Raw genomic sequence first — 17,357 nt, 5'->3', positions numbered from 1 at the left:
TCAGCAGGGAACCGCCAACAGGCGACTGCTTCATGTGGGACCTCAGCAACAAACCAGGCCGAGGTTTTCCCTCAGGCCTGGTGCATTAAGGTTGCCGGGTTCATGACGGTTGTGCCGCCCCCCCTCTAATCGAGCAAGAGCGCAGCAAGCTGGCGAAGGCTGTCGCTATTGCCTGCCTGGGCCTCCATGAAGCTTTCGCCCTTAAGCCCGGCTGCCGCCTCGGCGGCTGACGCGGCGCTGGTCAGCTTCGGGGGGCTATCGCCGCTTGTCGTTGCCAGCCTGGACATTTGCGCTGAAATTTTGAGCAGCGACTCTTCCTGCTCCGCCTTTGGCGCTTCCGCCGGGACCGCAGTTGTCGCAGAACCCGTCGGTTTTTCGGCGCTTTCGGCCTGCTGCTTGATGGTATTCAAATTCCGGGGCATCGGACCGGACAAGTGGGCTTGATTGAGTTCTAACACGTGCGCTCTCCTGTTTAGATTGTGGTGACACGAGGACTGGGTTTATGCGCCAAAGCCAGGGGTTAGCCATGCTCGGACATTGGCGAAATCCCGACTGAAAGCACGGCATGCACCGCGCGTCTGAAAAACCCTGGCGGGATGTTCGTGTCGACACCCGCGCCAGTTGGTGAAAATTGACTGACCAATTCGCGCCTCGGCGGCAAGATTGACAGCATCTGTTGTGCCATCGCGTTAGCCGCCTAGCAATTGCAGCGCCTGCTGCGGCAGCGCATTGGCCTGGGTCAAGACCGAGATACCAGACTGCTGCAAGATCTGGACCCGAGTCAGCTCGGCGGTCTCTGCGGCAAAGTCGGCATCGCGAATGCGGGAGCGGGCGGCGGACATGCTTTCGTGTCCTACTCGAAGGTTATCGATGGTGGTTTCGAAACGTCTTTGCACCGCCCCCATTTCTGCACGCAAGGAGTTAATCTGGTTTAAAGCGCCGTCAACAATCCCCATCGCTCTGGAGGCTTCTTGTCGCGTCAAAACACTCACCCCCGGGGTAGTAGCATCCAAGGGATCGAGCGCTTGAATGACAGAGGCACTGCCATCAAACAAGGTCTTGTCGTCAGCATTCCCATCAGCATCCAATACTCCATTTGTAGCTCCACCAGCAACACTAAAAATCGACGCATTCGTATCAAGTTCACCTGGATTGTAATTACTCGTAATGGCAATACCTGTTGTCCCATCATTATTTGTCCTAAGGAACGCCTTCAATCCTACTTTAGCCCAGCCTTTACCCTCGTCGTCTCCAGCGTCTATCTTCTTCTGGATCTCCGCATTCAAACTTGAAACCGCATCTTCTAAACTATTGTGCGGCCCAGCAGCAACAATATTAGTTGCACCTGGAGGAGTGAGTGGAGGAATAGCTGCGGGTGTAATTGTAATATCACCGACAGTGACTGCGATGTCGTTCGTCATCTGTTCCAACTGATACGCTTCCAGCCCTTGACCATCAACAAAAGCTGCTTCTTGATTCCCTAATTTTATCGGACGCGAATCCATGTTAGTTATCGAAATCATTTGCCCTTGATTGGGGCCGATCTGAAAAAACGATGAACCTTTGGAACCATCTAGAATTGCCTCGCCATTGAATTCACTGTTTAAGGCAACACGTCGAACTTCACTAATTAGTTGCTGAACCTCCTCGTCAAGCGCTTTACGATCACTTGCCGAGTTTGTTCCATTGGCTGCTTGCACAGAAAGCTCACGAATCCTTTGCAAATTCGTACCAACTGTGCTTAACGCCGCCTCAGCGGTCTGCGACAACGAGATTCCGTCATTTGCATTGCGCGTCGCTTGATCCAAACCTCTGATCTGGGTGGTAAACCGCTCACTGATCGCTAGGCCGGCAGCATCGTCTTTGGCGCTGTTGATTCGCAAACCGGTGGACAGACGCTCCAAGGTTGTAGCGAGCCCCTTTTGATTGACGGCGAGATTTCGCTGAGCATTCAGCGACGGAACATTGGTGTTGATGATTTGTGCCACGGTTGCTCTCCTGTCGGCTGCTTGACGCGCCTGTCATTCTTTCGGGACAGGGTCAGGGCCATCGCCGGCCGCGCGTTATTCAAGAATCAGGCGCAGGGGACCATCCCTCTGCACACAAACCACCGGATGCCCGCAGCCGGTTCTGACAGTGCCAGTCTGGCTGCTTGCCCGGTGCTGCCTCTAGCGACAGTCACCGGACGCATGGCGGTTTGCTTGCCTATAAGCGAGAGCCGTGCCACATTTATTTTTTAATTTACCAACAACAACTTACTTAACTAAAAACCTCCTTTGCCCTTGTCTCGACGAGCCTTTGGACAGGAGTCAAACCACTTTTTCGTCAATTTATCGACGCATCGGAATTCTCGCCGAAGTTTCAGCTTTTGCTGTTGGCGAAAATCCGCGCCACGCGGTGCCGCACCACCTTTCGCCACACGGTTAAAACCCTTCTGCCATGCGCCTTCGCGACCAGACGGCAAGAAGATGCCGCGGCGGCGACATTTTTCCGTCACATGCACGAATCGATAAGAAACAGGCGGGAATACCGGCCCGTTGCGAGCCTGGTTGTGGAAGCGGCGGGGTTGAGCTTAGTCAGCGGCGCACTGGCGCTCGATGCCGGCGCGCCAGTCTTCGACGAATAGCTCAATGGACTCGATAAAGTCCGGCTCGTGCTCGCTGCGGTTGATGGTGCAGTGCACCAGCACGCCCGGGCTGGGGGAGCCCGGCGGGTCGCAGGTCAGGGTCCAGGCCAGGGCGTTGGGGCAGCCCGGCAGGGTAAAGCGCAGCCCGTCGCGGATGGGCTCGCGCTGGACGCGGAACTGGCCCCAGAGGCAGTAGATTTCGCCCTGCTCGCCGTCCCACCAGAGCACTTTGTCGATGGCATCGCACCAGGCCGCGAGCTCGGGGCCAGTCAGGCGCTGCTGAAGTGTCTCGGGCGTCAGCGGGCAGTTGGCTTTGGCAAAGAATTCCATGCTCAGCCGAAGACGCCGGCAATCTGACGCTGTGCCTGTTCGGCCGCGACACGTGGGTCGGCGGCGTCGCGGATGGGGCGACCGATGACGACATAATCCGCGCCATTGCGAAAGGCTTGCTCGATATCGACCGTGCGCTTTTGGTCGTCGACTGGGCGATTGTCGACCGGGCGAATGCCGGGGGTAACGACCAGAAAGTTCTCACCCAGGTCGGCGCGCAGGCGCGGTGCTTCGAGCCCGGAGGAAATCACTCCGTCGCAGCCGAGTCGCAGGGCTTTCCGAGCGCGAGAGAGCACCAGTTCCTCGACATCGCAGGCAAAGCCGAGGGAGTCCAGGTCGGACCGGTCGAGGCTGGTCAGCACGGTGACGGCGAGGATTTTGACATCGCCCTTCTCGCGCGCGGCGGCCTCGAGCATGGTGTCGTTGCCATGCACGGTGGCGAAATCGACTTCGCGATCCCGCAGCCGCCGCACGGCACGCCCGACCGTCTCTGGCACGTCGAAGAATTTGAGATCGCAAAACACCCGTTTATCCTGTGCCCGCAACCATTCGACCAGATCGAAGTAGCCGCCAGCCATGAACAGCTCGAGGCCCACTTTGTAGAAACGACAGGCGGGACCGATGCCACGGACCAGATGCTTGGCTGCATCGGCATCTGGCAGGTCAAGGGCGACGATGAGGCGCTCATCGACGGGGATGGCTTTGGTGGAGAGAGAATCTTGAGTCATTGGGTCAGCCTTTTCTCAGGGCTTGCGGCGGACGGATGGTGCCGAGATTCTACCCTAGCCCCCGCAGCGCGCGCTCGAGCCGCTGCCAGGCCTGCTCATCGCCAGGCAAGCCAAAGCGCAGGCTGGGAGGCTCGCGAAACAGGCGGGTTAGGATGCCCTGCCCCGCAAGCTGGCCCCAAATCGCCTCCGCCCGATCATCGCGCACCCAGGCAAATAGCGCACAGCCACCAGCCGGCGGGAGACCATGACGGCTGAGCAAGTCAGACAACCGCTGCCCGGCGGCAGCCAATGCTGCGCGGGTTTGCAGTTGCCAGTCCTGATCGCACAGTGCCTGAGTCGCCACCCAGCGCGCCGGGCCGGTGAGCGTCCAAGGGCCAAGGCGCCGGCGCAATTGCGCCAATAAATCAGGTTCACCCAGCACGAAGCCGACACGGGCACCGGCGAGCCCGAAGAATTTGCCCAGCGAGCGCAGCACCATCAACCCAGGCTGCGGGCAGCAGGCAGCCAGACTCTGCTCCGGCGTGACGTCCATGAAAGCCTCATCGACAATCAACCAACCGCCGCGCTCGGCCAGACGGCGATGCCAGTCAAGCAACTGCTCGTGGGAGAAGCGCAGGCCGGTTGGATTATTGGGCTGGACTAGAATCAGCACATCGCTGCCATCGACCAGTTCATCGACGCGCGGCGCGAGGGCTTGCGGACCACAGAGGGCATCGGCGCTGGTTACCTGATGACCACCCGCACGCCAGGCGGCGGCGTGCTCGGCATAGGCAGGTGCCAGCAGCGCGACCCGCGATGGCCCGCGCAGCCAAGGCAGCGCCTGAATGGCGGCCTGGGAGCCGGCAACAGGCAGCAGCGCATTGCAGCCATAGTAATCCCGCGCGGCGGTCTCCAGCCCGTCATTGTCCTCAGGCAGCCGCTGCCAGGACGACGCCGGCACCGGCGGCACCGGCCAGCCGCTTGGGTTAATGCCGGTGGACAGGTCCAGCCAGTCGGCGCGCGCGATGCCAAAGCGCGCTGCGGCTTCTTGCAAGCGCCCACCGTGCGCCAGTGCATCGCCCTCCCCGCCCTGGCATGAGTCAACAAGACCTTGTGTCATCCGCGCAGTATGCACCGCGCGCGCATCGACTCACCAGCGGCGACGATCTGACTGGACCCTGGTCGGGCGGGGGCCCGGGCAGCCCAGCGCAGACCAAGGCGGCGGGCCGCAAAGGTTTGACAGCCCGGAGCGAATTTGCTGCTATACCCGGTCAAGTTAGCGGAACCGCTCTTGGTTCAATCCTGCGGAGATCAGCATGCGCATTTTGTTCATTCACCCCAACTACAGCGCCGGTGCCGCCGACATCGCCGGCAACTGGTCGCCGGCCTGGGTTGCCTATATTGCAGGCTATCTGAAATCGGGTGGCTATCAAGATTACCAGTTCATCGACGGCCTGGTGGACAAACTCGACGACGAGCAGATGCGTCAGGCCATCCGCGCGGCCCAGCCGGACATCATCGCCACCACGGCCATGACGCCCATGATCTACGCCGCCCAGCGCGTGCTGCAGATTGCCAAGGAAGAGCATCCGAACGCCATCACCGTGCTCGGCGGCATCCACGGCACCTTTATGTACAACCAGGTGCTGGACGAGGCACCCTGGATCGATGTCATCGTGCGCGGCGAGGGCGAGGCCGTCACCCTGAATCTGGTGCGCTGCATCGACGAAGGCCGCTGGCCGGCCGAGCGCGCGTCCGTGCGCGGCATCGCCTTCCTCGACGAGAACGGCAAGGTCATCGCCCCCGAGGCCGAGCCATCAATCAGTGACGTGGATGCGATCTGGCCGGACTGGGGCATCCTGGAGTGGAAAAAGTACATCTACATCCCGCTCGGCGTGCCGGTGGCCACCCCGAACATGGCGCGCGGCTGTCCCTTCACCTGTAGCTTCTGCTCGCAGTGGAAGTTCTGGCGCGACTATCGCGTGCGCAACCCCAAGCGCATGGTCGATGAGATCGAGGAGCTGGTGAAGGTCCACGGGGTGGGCTTCTTCATCCTGGCCGACGAAGAACCCCAGATCAACAAGAAGATGTTCGTCGATTTCTGTCAGGAACTCATCGACCGCGATCTGGGCATCCACTGGGGCATCAACACCCGCGTCACCGACGTAATGCGCGACGAGGATCTGCTGCCCTTCTACCGCAAGGCCGGTCTGGTGCATGTGTCGCTCGGCACCGAAGCCGCCGCGCAGCTCAATCTGGATCGCTTCGTCAAGGAGACCACGATCGAGCAGAACAAGCGCGCGGTGCGGCTGTTGCAGGAAAACGGCATCGTCACCGAGGCGCAGTTCATCGTCGGCCTGGAGAACGAGACCCGAGAGACCCTGGAAGAAACCTATAACATGGTCATGGACTGGGGCGCGGACATGGCCAACTGGTCGATGTACACCCCCTGGCCGTTCTCGGACATGTTCACCGAGATGGGCGACAAGGTCGAGGTGTTCGACTACTCCAAGTACAACTTCGTCTCGCCCATCATGAAGCCCGACAACATCGACCGCGCCGAGCTGCTCGATGGCGTCATGGCCAACTACCGGCGCTTCTACATGAAGCGGATGTTCTTCCAGTATCCCTGGGTGCGCGACCCCTTCCGTCGCAAGTATCTGATCGGCTGCATCAAGGCGTTCCTCAAGAGCGCCATGGAGCGGCGCTTCTATCAGCTGGGTAAGCAGAACTACTGGGGGCCGATGTTCAAGAAGCTGATCAAGTTCGATTACGATAAGAACAAGACGAAGATCGTCGAGCCCGACCACAATGCCTGGAAAAAGGCTCCGCCAGCCAAGCGTCCGGGTAGCGCCCCCGCAGGCACCCCGGCACCGACGATTTCTGGCGCCATGCCCAAAGCCTGCGGCGGCGGCAATCAGCAGCTTGAGGATATCAGCGACCTGCCCCCAGGTACCGCCAAATGCCAGCCCGGCGGCTGCGGTGGCAGCGGCCCGCGCCCGGAGCCAAGCAGCGCCCAGGTCGCCATGCCGACACCGCCGCCTGCGGCCAGCAAGCCGGAGCGGGTGCCCGAGGAGGCTTGATCGATTCTGGCGCCTGATCGATCGTGATAGATGGTCTTGGTCAGGGAGTGACCTCTATGCACATTAAACACCACGGCGCCGTCGATGGCGTGACCGGTTCGTGCCACGAGCTGGAGCTGGCAGACGGCAGCTCGCTGCTGATCGACTGCGGATTGTTTCAAGGCGCGGAGGCCGGAGCGGATGGCGCCGGTGCCGCGCATCTTGAGATCGGCTTCGATATCACACCCGTTCGCGCCCTGGTACTGACGCATGTGCATATCGACCACTGCGGTCGACTGCCCTATCTGCTCGCCGCAGGCTATCGTGGCCCCATCCTGTGCAGCCCGGCATCAAGTGAGCTGCTGCCGTTGGTGCTAGAAGATGCGCTCGAGATCGGCGTCACCCGCAACCGCAAGCTGATCGAACAAGTGCTGGCGGTGGTCAAGGAGCGCACCATCGCCCTGCCCTATGGCCAATGGAATCAAGTCACCGACAAGCTGCGAATCCGCCTGCAACCGGCTGGGCATATTCTTGGCTCGGCCTATGTGGAGTGCGATGTCCATGACTCCGATAAAGGCATGCGCTCGGCCATGGACGCAAGCGCCAACAGAGGCACCAGCGGACAGACCGACCAGAGCGCCACCGGTTCTGGAAACCAGCGCGGCGACAGTCGCACCGACAAGGAGCGGGGCCAAAGTGACAGCGGGAGTGGCGACAAGTCCGGGAGGCGTGTGGTTTTCTCCGGCGATCTGGGCGCACCCGACACGCCGCTGCTGCCCGGCCCACAGCCACCCGAACGCGCCGATGTGCTGGTGCTGGAAAGCACCTATGGCGATCACAACCACCAGGACCGCTCCGCCCGCGCGGAGCGCCTGCGCGCGGCCATCGAGCATGCCCTGGCCGACGGCGGCACCGTGCTCATCCCCGCCTTCAGCATCGGCCGCACCCAAGAGCTGCTCTATGAGCTGGAAGAGCTGTTTCACCAGCTAGGCGAGACAGCGGCCACCTGGCGCGACTTACAAATCGTCCTGGACTCGCCGCTCGCCGCCGACTTTACCCGCGGCTACCAGCGCCTGCGCAAGCACTGGGATGCCGAGGCCAAGTCGCGCCTAAGCCACGGCCGCCACCCGCTGGCGTTCGAGCAGCTGATCACAGTCGACTCCCACGACGCCCACCAGCGCATGGTCAACTACCTCGCCCACAGCCGCCAGCCGGCCGTGGTCATCGCCGCCAGCGGCATGTGCGCCGGCGGGCGCATGGTCAATTACCTCAAGGCCATGCTCGGCGACCCGCGCCATGATGTGCTTTTTGTCGGCTACCAGGCCGCCGGCACCCCGGGGCGCGACATCCAGCGCTATGGCCCACGCGGCGGCTATGTAATGCTCGATGGCGAGCGCCACAACATCCGCGCGCAGATTCACACCATCGGCGGCTACTCGGCGCATGCCGATCAACGCAACTTGATCGATTTCGTCACGGGCATTCCGGCGCCGCCGCAGGAGATTCGCCTGATACATGGCGACACCGACGCCAAGGCGGCGCTGCGCGATGCGTTGCGAAAGGCATTGCCGACCGGCTCGACGCAAGTGCTGATCCCAGTGGGCGATAGATGACATCCCGGAGTTGCCCGGAGTTCAGGCATCCGGCCACCGTCTTGACCTGAACCCAAAGGGACGAAACTTCCGAGCCGGCAACGCACCAGCCGCGTTAGTCCAGGGTTTCCACCTCGAAGTCCACCACAGCGCGTTGTTCGGCGCTAAACTCCACCCCGATCAGATGAGTCAACTGGCCCTGGCTACGGTATTTATCGGCATAACCCTTGGCCTTAACCTGCGCCATGGCCGCGCCCTCGCCACTGTGCTCGATGACCTTGAATTCGATCAGGTAAATCTGGTCATTGAACTTGACCGCCAAATCCAGCCTACCAGCATTGCTGCTCTCTTCTGGCGTCAGATCAAGCCCCAGGCTGGCAAAATAGGCATAGAAGACGCTGGCGTAGTAACCCTCGTATTGGGAGATCGGGTTGTTGCGATACCAGTCGTGCGGGATGCTGGCGAAAAAGGCGGTGAAGAGCTGTTCCAGACCGCTGAAGTCATTGGCAAGCAACAGATCGTAGAGACGAGAGCTTTGTTCAGCCACTGCGGAACTGCGCGCGCTCAGCGCGTCGAGCAGGGCACCGTTGAGACTGGCGCGCACTTCCAAATTGGGATATCGCAGCCGGTATTCCGTCGATGCACCGCGTTCGCGCATGCTATCGATGGTCAAGTAACCGGTCTGAAAGAGCAGCGCTTCAGTGGCGATGTAGTCGACGTCAAAGGCCGACAGCAGCCGGTCATTGGCAATCAGCCGGCCGAGTTTCGGCGCAAATGTCTGACGGGCGGTCAGCACGTCGATCAAAAAACTTGGCGTGGCAGTTTCGAACCACCAGGGTCGGAACAACCGGCTGTCAAAGAGCAGCAACACGTCGAAGGGGTTATAAACGGCATCACCAGTCCAGTTGTAGCCGTTATACCAGGCACGAATCTGCTCCCGATCCAGGCCTTCCAACTCGGGGCAGAAGACCTCGTCCATATCCTTTTCGGTGTAGCCACAGAGCGCGGAGTAACGCGAGTCGACTGTGATGTCCTTCAGGTTGTTCAACCCCGAAAACAAGCTCACCTTGCTGAATTTGCTTACCCCGGTCAGAAACATACCATTACCCATATCTCCCCGCCCCAGCGTCGTCCGGGGCTGGACACAGCTCCCGAGTTCTGCTGAGATGCCCTTTCATCTTCAGCAAGGGGACGGGAGACCATGGACCAAGCGATTCCAAGCCGTTTATGTGGGCGCCCTTTCAACGAGACCGACTTAGCGCGCATTCGCCAGGAGATCGCGCTGGCGCAGCCGCCGCTGCGCGCGGAGATCGCTCGGCGGGTGTGCCGCGCGCTGGAGTGGACCGATATCCAAGGCCGCCCCAAGCTCATGAGTGCCCGGGTGGGACTGCTGCGGTTGCATCGTGCCGGGCTCATTGTGCTGCCGCCACCGACCTGCGGCAATGGCAATGGGCGGCGCTTCGTCCCGCGCCCCGAGTCCCGGCCCGAACCGATCCCAGTGTCCGTCCCGCTGCGCGCGCTCAGCGGCTTGCGCCTGGCGCGCGTTGATGATCGAAGGGCCTCGCAATTATGGAACGGCCTGATCGAGCGCTACCACTACCTCGGCTACAGTCCCCTGCCTGGTGCGCAGCTGCGCTACCTGATCCAGTGGGATGGCGGTCTGCTCGGCGCCATCGGCTTTGGCGCGGCGGCCTGGAAAGTCGCTGCCCGCGACCGCTGGATTGGCTGGACGCCCGCGCAGCGCCAAGCACACCTGGGACGGGTGCTCAACAACGCCCGCTTCCTCATCCTGCCCTGGGTGCAGGTCAAACACCTCGCCTCCAAGGTGCTGTCCTTGGCCGCGCGGCAAGTCAGTGTCGACTTTCCCGCCCGCTATGGCGAGCGTCTGGTGCTGCTGGAGACCTTTGTCGAGACCCCACGCTTTGCCGGGACCTGTTACCGTGCCGCCAACTGGCACGACTTGGGCGAAACCACCGGGCGCGGCAAGTGCGACCGCACCCATCGGGCCGCGCTGCCGCGCAAGGCGATCTATGTCTACCCGCTGGCGGCGGACTTCCGCGCCGCCCTGGGGGTGGTGGCATGATCGCGCTGGCCTCTGAACTGCAGGACATCTCTCTGGGCGACAAGCGCCTGAATCATCGCGCCCAACAGGTGCTTGAAACCCTCGGCGCCAAGCCGACACAAAGTATTCCCGGGGCTTGCAACGGTTGGTATGAGACCCGGGCCGCCTATCGCTTTTTCGATCATCCCACGGTCACCGCCGAGCAGATCCTCGCACCCCATTTTGCTTGTACCGAAGAACGTCTGCGCGAGCATCCGCGGGTGCTGTGTATCCAAGATACCAGCGAGCTGGACTATACAACCAAAAAAGGCATTGTCGGTCTTGGGCCACTGAACTTTGAGAGCCGCTATGGGATGTACATCCATCCCACCTTGGCGGTCACGCCCGAGCGCCTCGCGCTGGGGCTGCTGGATTTGCACACTTTTGTGCGCGAGCCCGGTAGCCTGGGCCAGGACAAAGACTCGCGCCGCCCACTGGAGGAGAAAGAAAGCGTGCGCTGGGTCGATGGCTACGCGCGCGTCAATGCGCTGGCCGAGGAACTGAGCGACACGCGCTTGACCTATGTTGCCGATCGCGAGGGCGACATCTACGACCTGTTTGTTGAAGCGCCCATCCCCGAGAACAGCGCCGATTGGCTGGTACGGGTGCAGCATCGCGACCGCTGCTTGGCCGATGGCAGAAAGCTCAATGAGGCCCTGGACGCCGCTGCGGTGCTCACCGAGATCACCTTCGAGCGTCCCGCCACCAAGGGGGCCAAAGCACGCCAGGTCAAGCAGGAGATCAAGGTGGTGCGCGTGACCCTGAAGGCACCCTGGCGCCCGGATCGCACCTTGCCCGATGTCACGGTCACGGCCTTGCTCGCCACCGAGGTCAATCCACCCGCCGGCGAGGAGCCACTCAACTGGCTGTTGCTGACCAATCTGGCGGTGCAGAGCGCCGAGGAGGCCATCGAGACGCTCTCCTGGTATCTTTGCAGGTGGCAAGTGGAGATTTTTTTCCGGATCTTAAAAAGTGGCTGCCGCATCGAGGAGCTGCAGCTCGAGACGCGCGAGCGCCTGGAGCCGGCGCTCGCTTTGTACATGATCATCGCGTGGCGGGTGCTGTACCTGACCATGCTCGGGCGCGAGTGCCCGGAGTTGCCTTGCGATGCGGTCTTTGCCGAGGAGGAATGGAAGGCGGTCTATCTGGTCACCCAGAAACAAGCGCCACCCGAGCAGCCGCCCTCGCTCGATACCATGGTGCGCATGGTCGCCTCCCTGGGCGGCTTTCTCAACCGCAAATCCGATGGGTTCCCGGGACCGAAGACGCTCTGGATTGGGTTGCAGCGCATCCCCGATTTTGTCATGGCGCTGGAGGCTTACCGCAGCGTCAGGGATAGTTATGGGTAATGGTATGGGTCAGAAAAACAAAGCGCAGATGAGCATCAGAGTCCTTAATGACTGAATACAGATCGCGCAGCCCATCGCGCATGGCCCGCGCGGTTTCTTTGTCCCCGAGATTATCCAGAATGGGCTTGTCGTATTCGTCCACCAGGACCACGACCTTTTCCCCGCAAGCAGTCCCGGCGCTCTTGATTAACTGCTGGAGACGCCCGGATGGACTGCGGTGCGTGGCGCTCACGCCCAGGCGTTCGAGGTTGTCAGTGAGCAATTCGTCTATCTTTTCCTCGAGCTTGGCGCGGCTATGCAGCACCCCACCGCCGAAACTCAGCCGAATTACCGGATGGCGGCGACTCCAGTCCCATTGGTTTTCCGCCACGAGCCCGTTGAACAATTCCCTGTTGCCACTGAACAATTCCGCCAAGGTATCGAGAAACAGCGACTTGCCAAAACGGCGCGGACGGGAGAGAAAATAGTGGCTACCTTCGTCGATCAGACGCAGGGCGAAGCCGGTCTTGTCGACATAGTAGTAATCGTCTTCGCGCATCTTGGCGAAGGTCTGAACACCAATTGGAAGCTTCTTGCGCGACATCTTCGGACCTGTGGCGAGTGAATATGTTCTGAAATCTTCTCTGGATGTGGTCGCAATCGACAGGAAAGTCCAGCAAGGCAAAGCCCGCGAGGCGTTAATTCAGCGTCTCGACCTCGAACCCCACCACTGCGCGTTGTTCTGCGCTGAATTCCACCCCAATCAGATGAATCGGCTGGCCTTGACCAAGATATTTGTCGGCATAACCTTTCGCCTCGAGCTGCGCCATGGCCGCGCCTTCGCCGCTGTGCTCAATCACCTTGAATTCGATTAAGTAAATCTGGTTATTGAACTTGACGGCCAAATCCAGCCGACCAGCGTTGCTGCTCTCCTCTGGCGTCAGGTCAAATCCCAGGCTGGCGAAATAAGCATAGAAGACGCTGGCGTAGTAGCCCTCATATTGGGCGATGGGATTGTTGCGATACCAGTCGTGCGGAATGCTGGCGAAAAAGGCGGTGAAGAGGTCTTTCAAACCTCTGAAATCATTCGCTTCGAGCAGGTCGTAGAGGCGTGCGGCCTGACTTGGCGTGTCTGACGCACGACCGCGCAGCTGATGCAGCAAGGCATTGTTCAGACTGGAGCGAACTTCCAGATTTGGGTAGCGCAAGACATACTGAGTCACAGCTCCGTGCTGGCGCATGTGATCAATCGTCAAATAGCCGGTCTGGAACAGCAAAGCCTCGGTGGCGATGTAGTCGACATCGAAGGTCGAAAGAAGCTGTTCATCCGTCAGCAGGCGCTCCAGACTGGGTACGAACGTATGCCTACCGGCCAGCACATCGATCAAGAAAGTCGGCGTTGCAGTCTCGAACCACCAGGAGCGAAATTGCCGGCTGTCGAATAGCAGCAGCACGTCAAAAGGGTTGTAAACGGCATCGCCGGTCCAGTTATAACCGTTATACCAGGCGCGAATCTGTTCGCGGTCCAAACCTGCCAGCTCGGGAGCGAAGACGCCATCCAGATCCTCTTCGGTATAACCGCAGAGCGCAGAGTAGCGCGCATCGACGGTGATATCCTTCAGATTATTCAACCCGGAAAACAAGCTCACCTTGCTGAATTTGCTCACTCCGGTCAGAAAAACAAAGCGCAGATGAGCGTCAGAGTCCTTGATAACGGAGTACAGATCGCGCAGCCCATCGCGCATGGCCCGCGCGGTTTCCTTGTCCCCGAGGTTATCCAGAATGGGCTTGTCGTATTCGTCCACCAACACCACCGCCGGCGCTCCAGCCTGGACCTTGGCTTCCCGAATCAGCTCGGCAAAGCAGCCCTGCGCAGTTGGCTCAGAGCAACGGATACCCAGCGCCTTTTGATTGACGCGCAACTGCTCCCAAATCTTCTCCTTCAGATCCGCAGGCTCGCGCGCCACCCCACCGCCGAAACTCAGCCGAATCACCGGATGGCGCCGGTCCCAGTTCCATTTGTGCTCCGCCTCAAGGCCAGCGAACAATTCCCGGTTGCCACTGAGAAGCTCCGCCAGAGTATCCAGAAACAACGACTTGCCAAAACGGCGCGGACGGGAAAGGAAATAGTATTTCCCTTCGGAGACCAGCCGCAAGGCAAAGCCCGATTTGTCGACATAGTAATACCCGCCTTCCCGAATCTCGGCGAAGTTCTGAACACCGATTGGAAGCTTTTTGCGCGACATAGGCGGACCTGGTACGAGTGGCCATTCTCTACTGGATACGGTCGCAGTCTAGCAGGCTGGCTGGGTTTTTCCCTGGGCAAGACCCCACGTCAATTCAGAGTCTCGACCTCGAAGCCCAGCACTGCGCGCTGTTCGGCGCTGAATTCCACCCCAACCAGATGAATCGGCTGGCCTTGGCCACGATATTTGTCGGCGTAGCCTTTGGCCTTGAGCTGCGCCATGGCCGCTCCCTCGCCGCTGTGCTCGATAACCTTGAATTCGATCAGGTAAATCTGGTCATTGAACTTTACAGCCAAATCCAACCGCCCGGCGTTGCTGCTCTCTTCCGGCGTCAGATCAAGCCCCAGGCTGGCAAAATAGGCATAGAAGACGCTGGCGTAGTAGCCCTCGTATTGGGAAATCGGGTTGTTGCGATACCAGTCGTGCGGAATGCTGGCGAAAAAGGCAGTGATCAGGTCTTTCAAGCCGTCAAAGTCATTAGCCAGCAGCAGGTCGCCCAGGCGGGTCTTGTTCGCCAGGGTTGTCTGCCCGTCGGCGGTCCAGGCGCGCAGCAGGCTGTTGTTGAGGCTTTGGTAAACCTCGCGGTTGGGATAGCGCAGCCGATAGCGATATTCGCCAAAGACAAATTCTTGGCTGTCGATCGTCAGATAACCGGTCTGCCACAGCAGTGCCTCGGTGCTGATATGCCCAACATCGAAAGCGGAGAGCAGTTCGCTATCGGCGCGCAAGTCACCCAGTGCCGGCAGCCAGGTGTGCCTGTCCTTCAAGACATCGATGAGAAACGTTGGCGTGGCGGTTTCGAACCACCAGGGGCGGAACAGCCGGCTGTCGAACAGCAGCAGCACGTCAAAGGGGTTGTAGACGGCATCGCCGGTCCAGTTGTAGCCGTTATACCAGGCGCGAATCTGATCGCGATCCAGGCCTTCCAGCTCGGGAGCAAAGACCTGGTCCAAATCCTCTTCGGTATAACCGCACAGCGCGGAGTAACGCTCGTCGACGGTGATGTCTTTGAGGTTGTTGAGCCCCGAGAACAGACTGACCTTGCTAAATTTGCTCACCCCGGTGAGGAAGACAAAACGCAGATGGGCGTCCGAGTCCTTAATGACTGAATACAGATCGCGCAGTCCATCGCGCATGGCCCGCGCGGTTTCCTTGTCCCCGAGATTATCGAGAATGGGCTTGTCGTATTCGTCCACCAACACCACCGCCGGCGCTCCAGCCTGGACCTTGGCTTCCCGAATCAGCTCGGCAAAGCAGCCCTGCGCAGTTGGCTCAGAGCAACGGATACCCAGCGCCTTTTGATTGACGCGCAACTGCTCCCAAATCTTCTCCTTCAGATCCGCAGGCTCGCGCGCCACCCCACCGCCGAAACTCAGCCGAATCACCGGATGGCGCCGGTCCCAGTTCCATTTGTGCTCCGCCTCAAGGCCAGCGAACAATTCCCGGTTGCCACTGAGAAGCTCCGCCAGAGTATCCAGAAACAACGACTTGCCAAAACGGCGCGGACGGGAAAGGAAATAGTATTTCCCTTCGGAGACCAGCCGCAAGGCAAAGCCCGATTTGTCGACATAGTAATACCCGCCTTCCCGAATCTCGGCGAAGTTCTGAACACCGATTGGAAGCTTTTTGCGCGACATAGGCGGACCTGGTACGAGTGGCCATTCTCTACTGGATACGGTCGCAGTCTAGCAGGCTGGCTGGGTTTTTCCCTGGGCAAGACCCCACGTCAATTCAGAGTCTCGACCTCGAAGCCCAGCACTGCGCGCTGTTCGGCGCTGAATTCCACCCCAACCAGATGAATCGGCTGGCCTTGGCCACGATATTTGTCGGCGTAGCCTTTGGCCTTGAGCTGCGCCATGGCCGCTCCCTCGCCGCTGTGCTCGACCACCTTGAATTCGATCAGGTAAATCTGACCATTGAACTTTACAGTCAAATCCAGCCGCCCAGCGTTGCTGCTCTCCTCTGGCGTCAGGTCAAATCCCAGGCTGGCGAAATAGGCATAGAAAACGCTGGCGTAGTAGACATGATGTTTTGACCTGCCCATCCTCAACGCATGTAGGTTATGTTGAGGATGGAGAACCACCGACACAGAGCCACCTTGAGGAGAGCAGGTCATGAAGCAGTTTAACCCAGCAACCGATCGCATCGAGAGCGCATCGTCCCTATCCGCCTTGCTGCACGGGAGTAACCAGCCGGAACACAAGCACGGCGCCTATATTGGCCTGGATGTGCACAAAGACACCATCGCCGTGGCGGTGGCTGAGCCGGGACGTCAGGAGCCGATTTATCGTGGCGAGATTGCTAACAAGCCCAAGAAGATCGAGCAACTCATCGCCCGTCTGAGCGAAGCCTATGATGGAGCGGTGCTGTTGTTCTGCTACGAAGCCGGTCCCTGCGGGTATGGACTCTATCGCCAGCTTCTCGCCAGCGGCCATGATTGCCAAGTCGTTGCCCCATCGCTGATTCCCAAGAAAGCCGCCGAGCGCATCAAGACCGACCGGCGCGATGCGCTGAAGCTCGCGCGACTGCTGCGCAGCGGCGATCTCACCGCGGTTTGGGTTCCCGACCAAGAGCAGGAGCGCATGCGCGATCTCAGCCGCGCGCGCGATGATATTAAAGCCCAGGAACGCAAAGCCCGTCAGCAGCTCAACGCCTTTTTGCTGCGTCACGGTCACCACTGGCCCACCGGCAAGACGCGCTGGGGTGCGGCGCATGAGAACTGGCTGGCCGGACTGAAAATGGCCGATCCTTGGCAGCAGGTGGTGCTACAGAACTACATCGACGCTGAGCGGGCCGCCGGTGAGCGCGTCGCTCAGCTCACCGATCAGCTCATGCGCGCATTGCCGGAGTGGTCACTTGCCCCCGTGGTTGACTCCCTGGTGGCGCTGCGCGGTATCGACAAGCTCGCCGCGATCGTGCTGCTCGCTGAACTGGGCGATATCAGTCGTTTCGACTCCCCGCGCCAACTGATGGCCTTCCTCGGACTGGTCCCCAGCGAGCACTCCAGTGGCGGACGGCGGCGCCAAGGGGCGATTACGCTCACCGGCAACAGCCACGCCCGGCGCATGTTGATCGAATCGGCCTGGAGCTATCGCTTCCCGGCACGCCAGACCAAGCATCTCCGAGGCAAGGCCGTGAACGCCTCAGCCGGGGCCAGACGCATCGCCTGGAAGGCGCAGGTGCGCCTGTGCGGGCGCTACCGCACGCTCACCGGTGCCGGCAAAAACACCAAGCTGGTGTGCGTGGCCATTGCCCGGGAGCTGGCCGGTTTTCTCTGGGACATCGTGCGCCAGGAGATGCCTCAAGTGAACGCCCAAGCGGTCTGATCAGTGGCCGCATGTTGAGCCAATGCTGACAACCCGCTG

The 17,357-nt window shown here is 60.4% G+C and carries 12 protein-coding genes and 3 pseudogenes; 5 read left to right on the top strand and 10 right to left on the bottom strand.

The genetic code is table 11. The annotated features are described in order from the left end of the window. Positions 1 to 125: 125 nt before the first annotated feature. The 5 genes from Thiosp_RS06660 to cobD all read right to left on the bottom strand — a co-directional run bounded on the left by Thiosp_RS06660 (position 126) and on the right by cobD (position 4,783). Positions 126 to 458, bottom strand: coding sequence for a hypothetical protein (locus Thiosp_RS06660; RefSeq protein ID WP_201063395.1), 333 nt, complete (start codon positions 456 to 458; stop codon positions 126 to 128). A gap of 231 nt (positions 459 to 689) precedes the next feature. Further along, positions 690 to 1,988 carry a flagellin N-terminal helical domain-containing protein gene (locus Thiosp_RS06655; protein ID WP_201063394.1) on the bottom strand — a complete coding sequence of 433 codons (1,299 nt, stop codon included), beginning with the start codon at positions 1,986 to 1,988 and terminating at the stop codon, positions 690 to 692. Between the two features lie 584 nt (positions 1,989 to 2,572). Next, positions 2,573 to 2,956 (bottom strand): hypothetical protein, encoded by a 384-nt coding sequence (locus Thiosp_RS06650; protein ID WP_201063393.1) that lies wholly within the window; start codon positions 2,954 to 2,956, stop codon positions 2,573 to 2,575. A 2-nt stretch (positions 2,957 to 2,958) separates the two neighbouring features. Continuing rightward, positions 2,959 to 3,684: an orotidine-5'-phosphate decarboxylase gene (gene pyrF / locus Thiosp_RS06645; RefSeq protein WP_201063392.1), complete on the bottom strand. Its 726-nt coding sequence runs from the start codon at positions 3,682 to 3,684 to the stop codon at positions 2,959 to 2,961. 49 nt (positions 3,685 to 3,733) lie between these two features. Continuing rightward, positions 3,734 to 4,783, bottom strand: a complete 1,050-nt coding sequence (gene cobD / locus Thiosp_RS06640) for a threonine-phosphate decarboxylase CobD (protein ID WP_201063391.1) — start codon at positions 4,781 to 4,783, stop codon at positions 3,734 to 3,736. A gap of 196 nt (positions 4,784 to 4,979) precedes the next feature. Between cobD and bchE the strand changes: the two genes are divergently transcribed. Next, positions 4,980 to 6,746 (top strand): magnesium-protoporphyrin IX monomethyl ester anaerobic oxidative cyclase, encoded by a 1,767-nt coding sequence (gene bchE, locus Thiosp_RS06635; protein ID WP_201063390.1) that lies wholly within the window; start codon positions 4,980 to 4,982, stop codon positions 6,744 to 6,746. 56 nt (positions 6,747 to 6,802) lie between these two features. Next, positions 6,803 to 8,338, top strand: coding sequence for an MBL fold metallo-hydrolase RNA specificity domain-containing protein (locus Thiosp_RS06630; protein WP_201063389.1), 1,536 nt, complete (start codon positions 6,803 to 6,805; stop codon positions 8,336 to 8,338). A gap of 94 nt (positions 8,339 to 8,432) precedes the next feature. Here the strand turns inward: Thiosp_RS06630 and Thiosp_RS06625 are convergent. Continuing rightward, positions 8,433 to 9,416: pseudogene (locus Thiosp_RS06625) on the bottom strand (PD-(D/E)XK nuclease domain-containing protein); the annotation flags it as partial. A 102-nt stretch (positions 9,417 to 9,518) separates the two neighbouring features. Here Thiosp_RS06625 and Thiosp_RS06620 point away from each other — a divergent pair. Together Thiosp_RS06620 and Thiosp_RS06615 are read left to right on the top strand one after the other, a co-directional pair. Next, a complete protein-coding gene (locus tag Thiosp_RS06620) occupies positions 9,519 to 10,400 on the top strand; it encodes a DUF4338 domain-containing protein (RefSeq protein WP_323696489.1) in 882 nt (293 codons plus the stop codon). After that, positions 10,397 to 11,767: an IS4 family transposase gene (locus tag Thiosp_RS06615; RefSeq protein ID WP_323696602.1), complete on the top strand. Its 1,371-nt coding sequence runs from the start codon at positions 10,397 to 10,399 to the stop codon at positions 11,765 to 11,767. Before Thiosp_RS06620 ends, Thiosp_RS06615 begins: the two co-directional genes overlap by 4 nt. Positions 11,768 to 11,774: 7 nt before the next feature. Here the strand turns inward: Thiosp_RS06615 and Thiosp_RS06610 are convergent. From Thiosp_RS06610 to Thiosp_RS06595, 4 genes and pseudogenes are all read right to left on the bottom strand, one after another. Beyond that, positions 11,775 to 12,350, bottom strand: a pseudogene (locus Thiosp_RS06610) (AAA family ATPase); the annotation flags it as partial. 94 nt (positions 12,351 to 12,444) lie between these two features. After that, positions 12,445 to 13,992, bottom strand: coding sequence for an ATP-binding protein (locus Thiosp_RS06605; protein ID WP_323696946.1), 1,548 nt, complete (start codon positions 13,990 to 13,992; stop codon positions 12,445 to 12,447). Between the two features lie 89 nt (positions 13,993 to 14,081). Continuing rightward, a complete protein-coding gene (locus Thiosp_RS06600; RefSeq protein WP_323696945.1) occupies positions 14,082 to 15,629 on the bottom strand; it encodes an ATP-binding protein in 1,548 nt (515 codons plus the stop codon). Positions 15,630 to 15,718: 89 nt separating this feature from the next. Further along, positions 15,719 to 16,015: pseudogene (locus Thiosp_RS06595) on the bottom strand (PD-(D/E)XK nuclease domain-containing protein); the annotation flags it as partial. Between the two features lie 91 nt (positions 16,016 to 16,106). Between Thiosp_RS06595 and Thiosp_RS06590 the strand changes: the two are divergent. Beyond that, positions 16,107 to 17,318 (top strand): IS110 family RNA-guided transposase, encoded by a 1,212-nt coding sequence (locus Thiosp_RS06590; RefSeq protein WP_323696718.1) that lies wholly within the window; start codon positions 16,107 to 16,109, stop codon positions 17,316 to 17,318. The last annotated feature ends 39 nt before the right edge of the window (positions 17,319 to 17,357 follow it).

This window comes from Thiorhodovibrio litoralis (assembly GCF_033954455.1).
In the GTDB taxonomy this organism is placed as follows: Bacteria; Pseudomonadota; Gammaproteobacteria; order Chromatiales; family Chromatiaceae; genus Thiorhodovibrio; species Thiorhodovibrio litoralis.
Note: the sequence above shows the minus strand (reverse complement) of the source record. Positions and strands in the feature narration are given on the sequence as shown.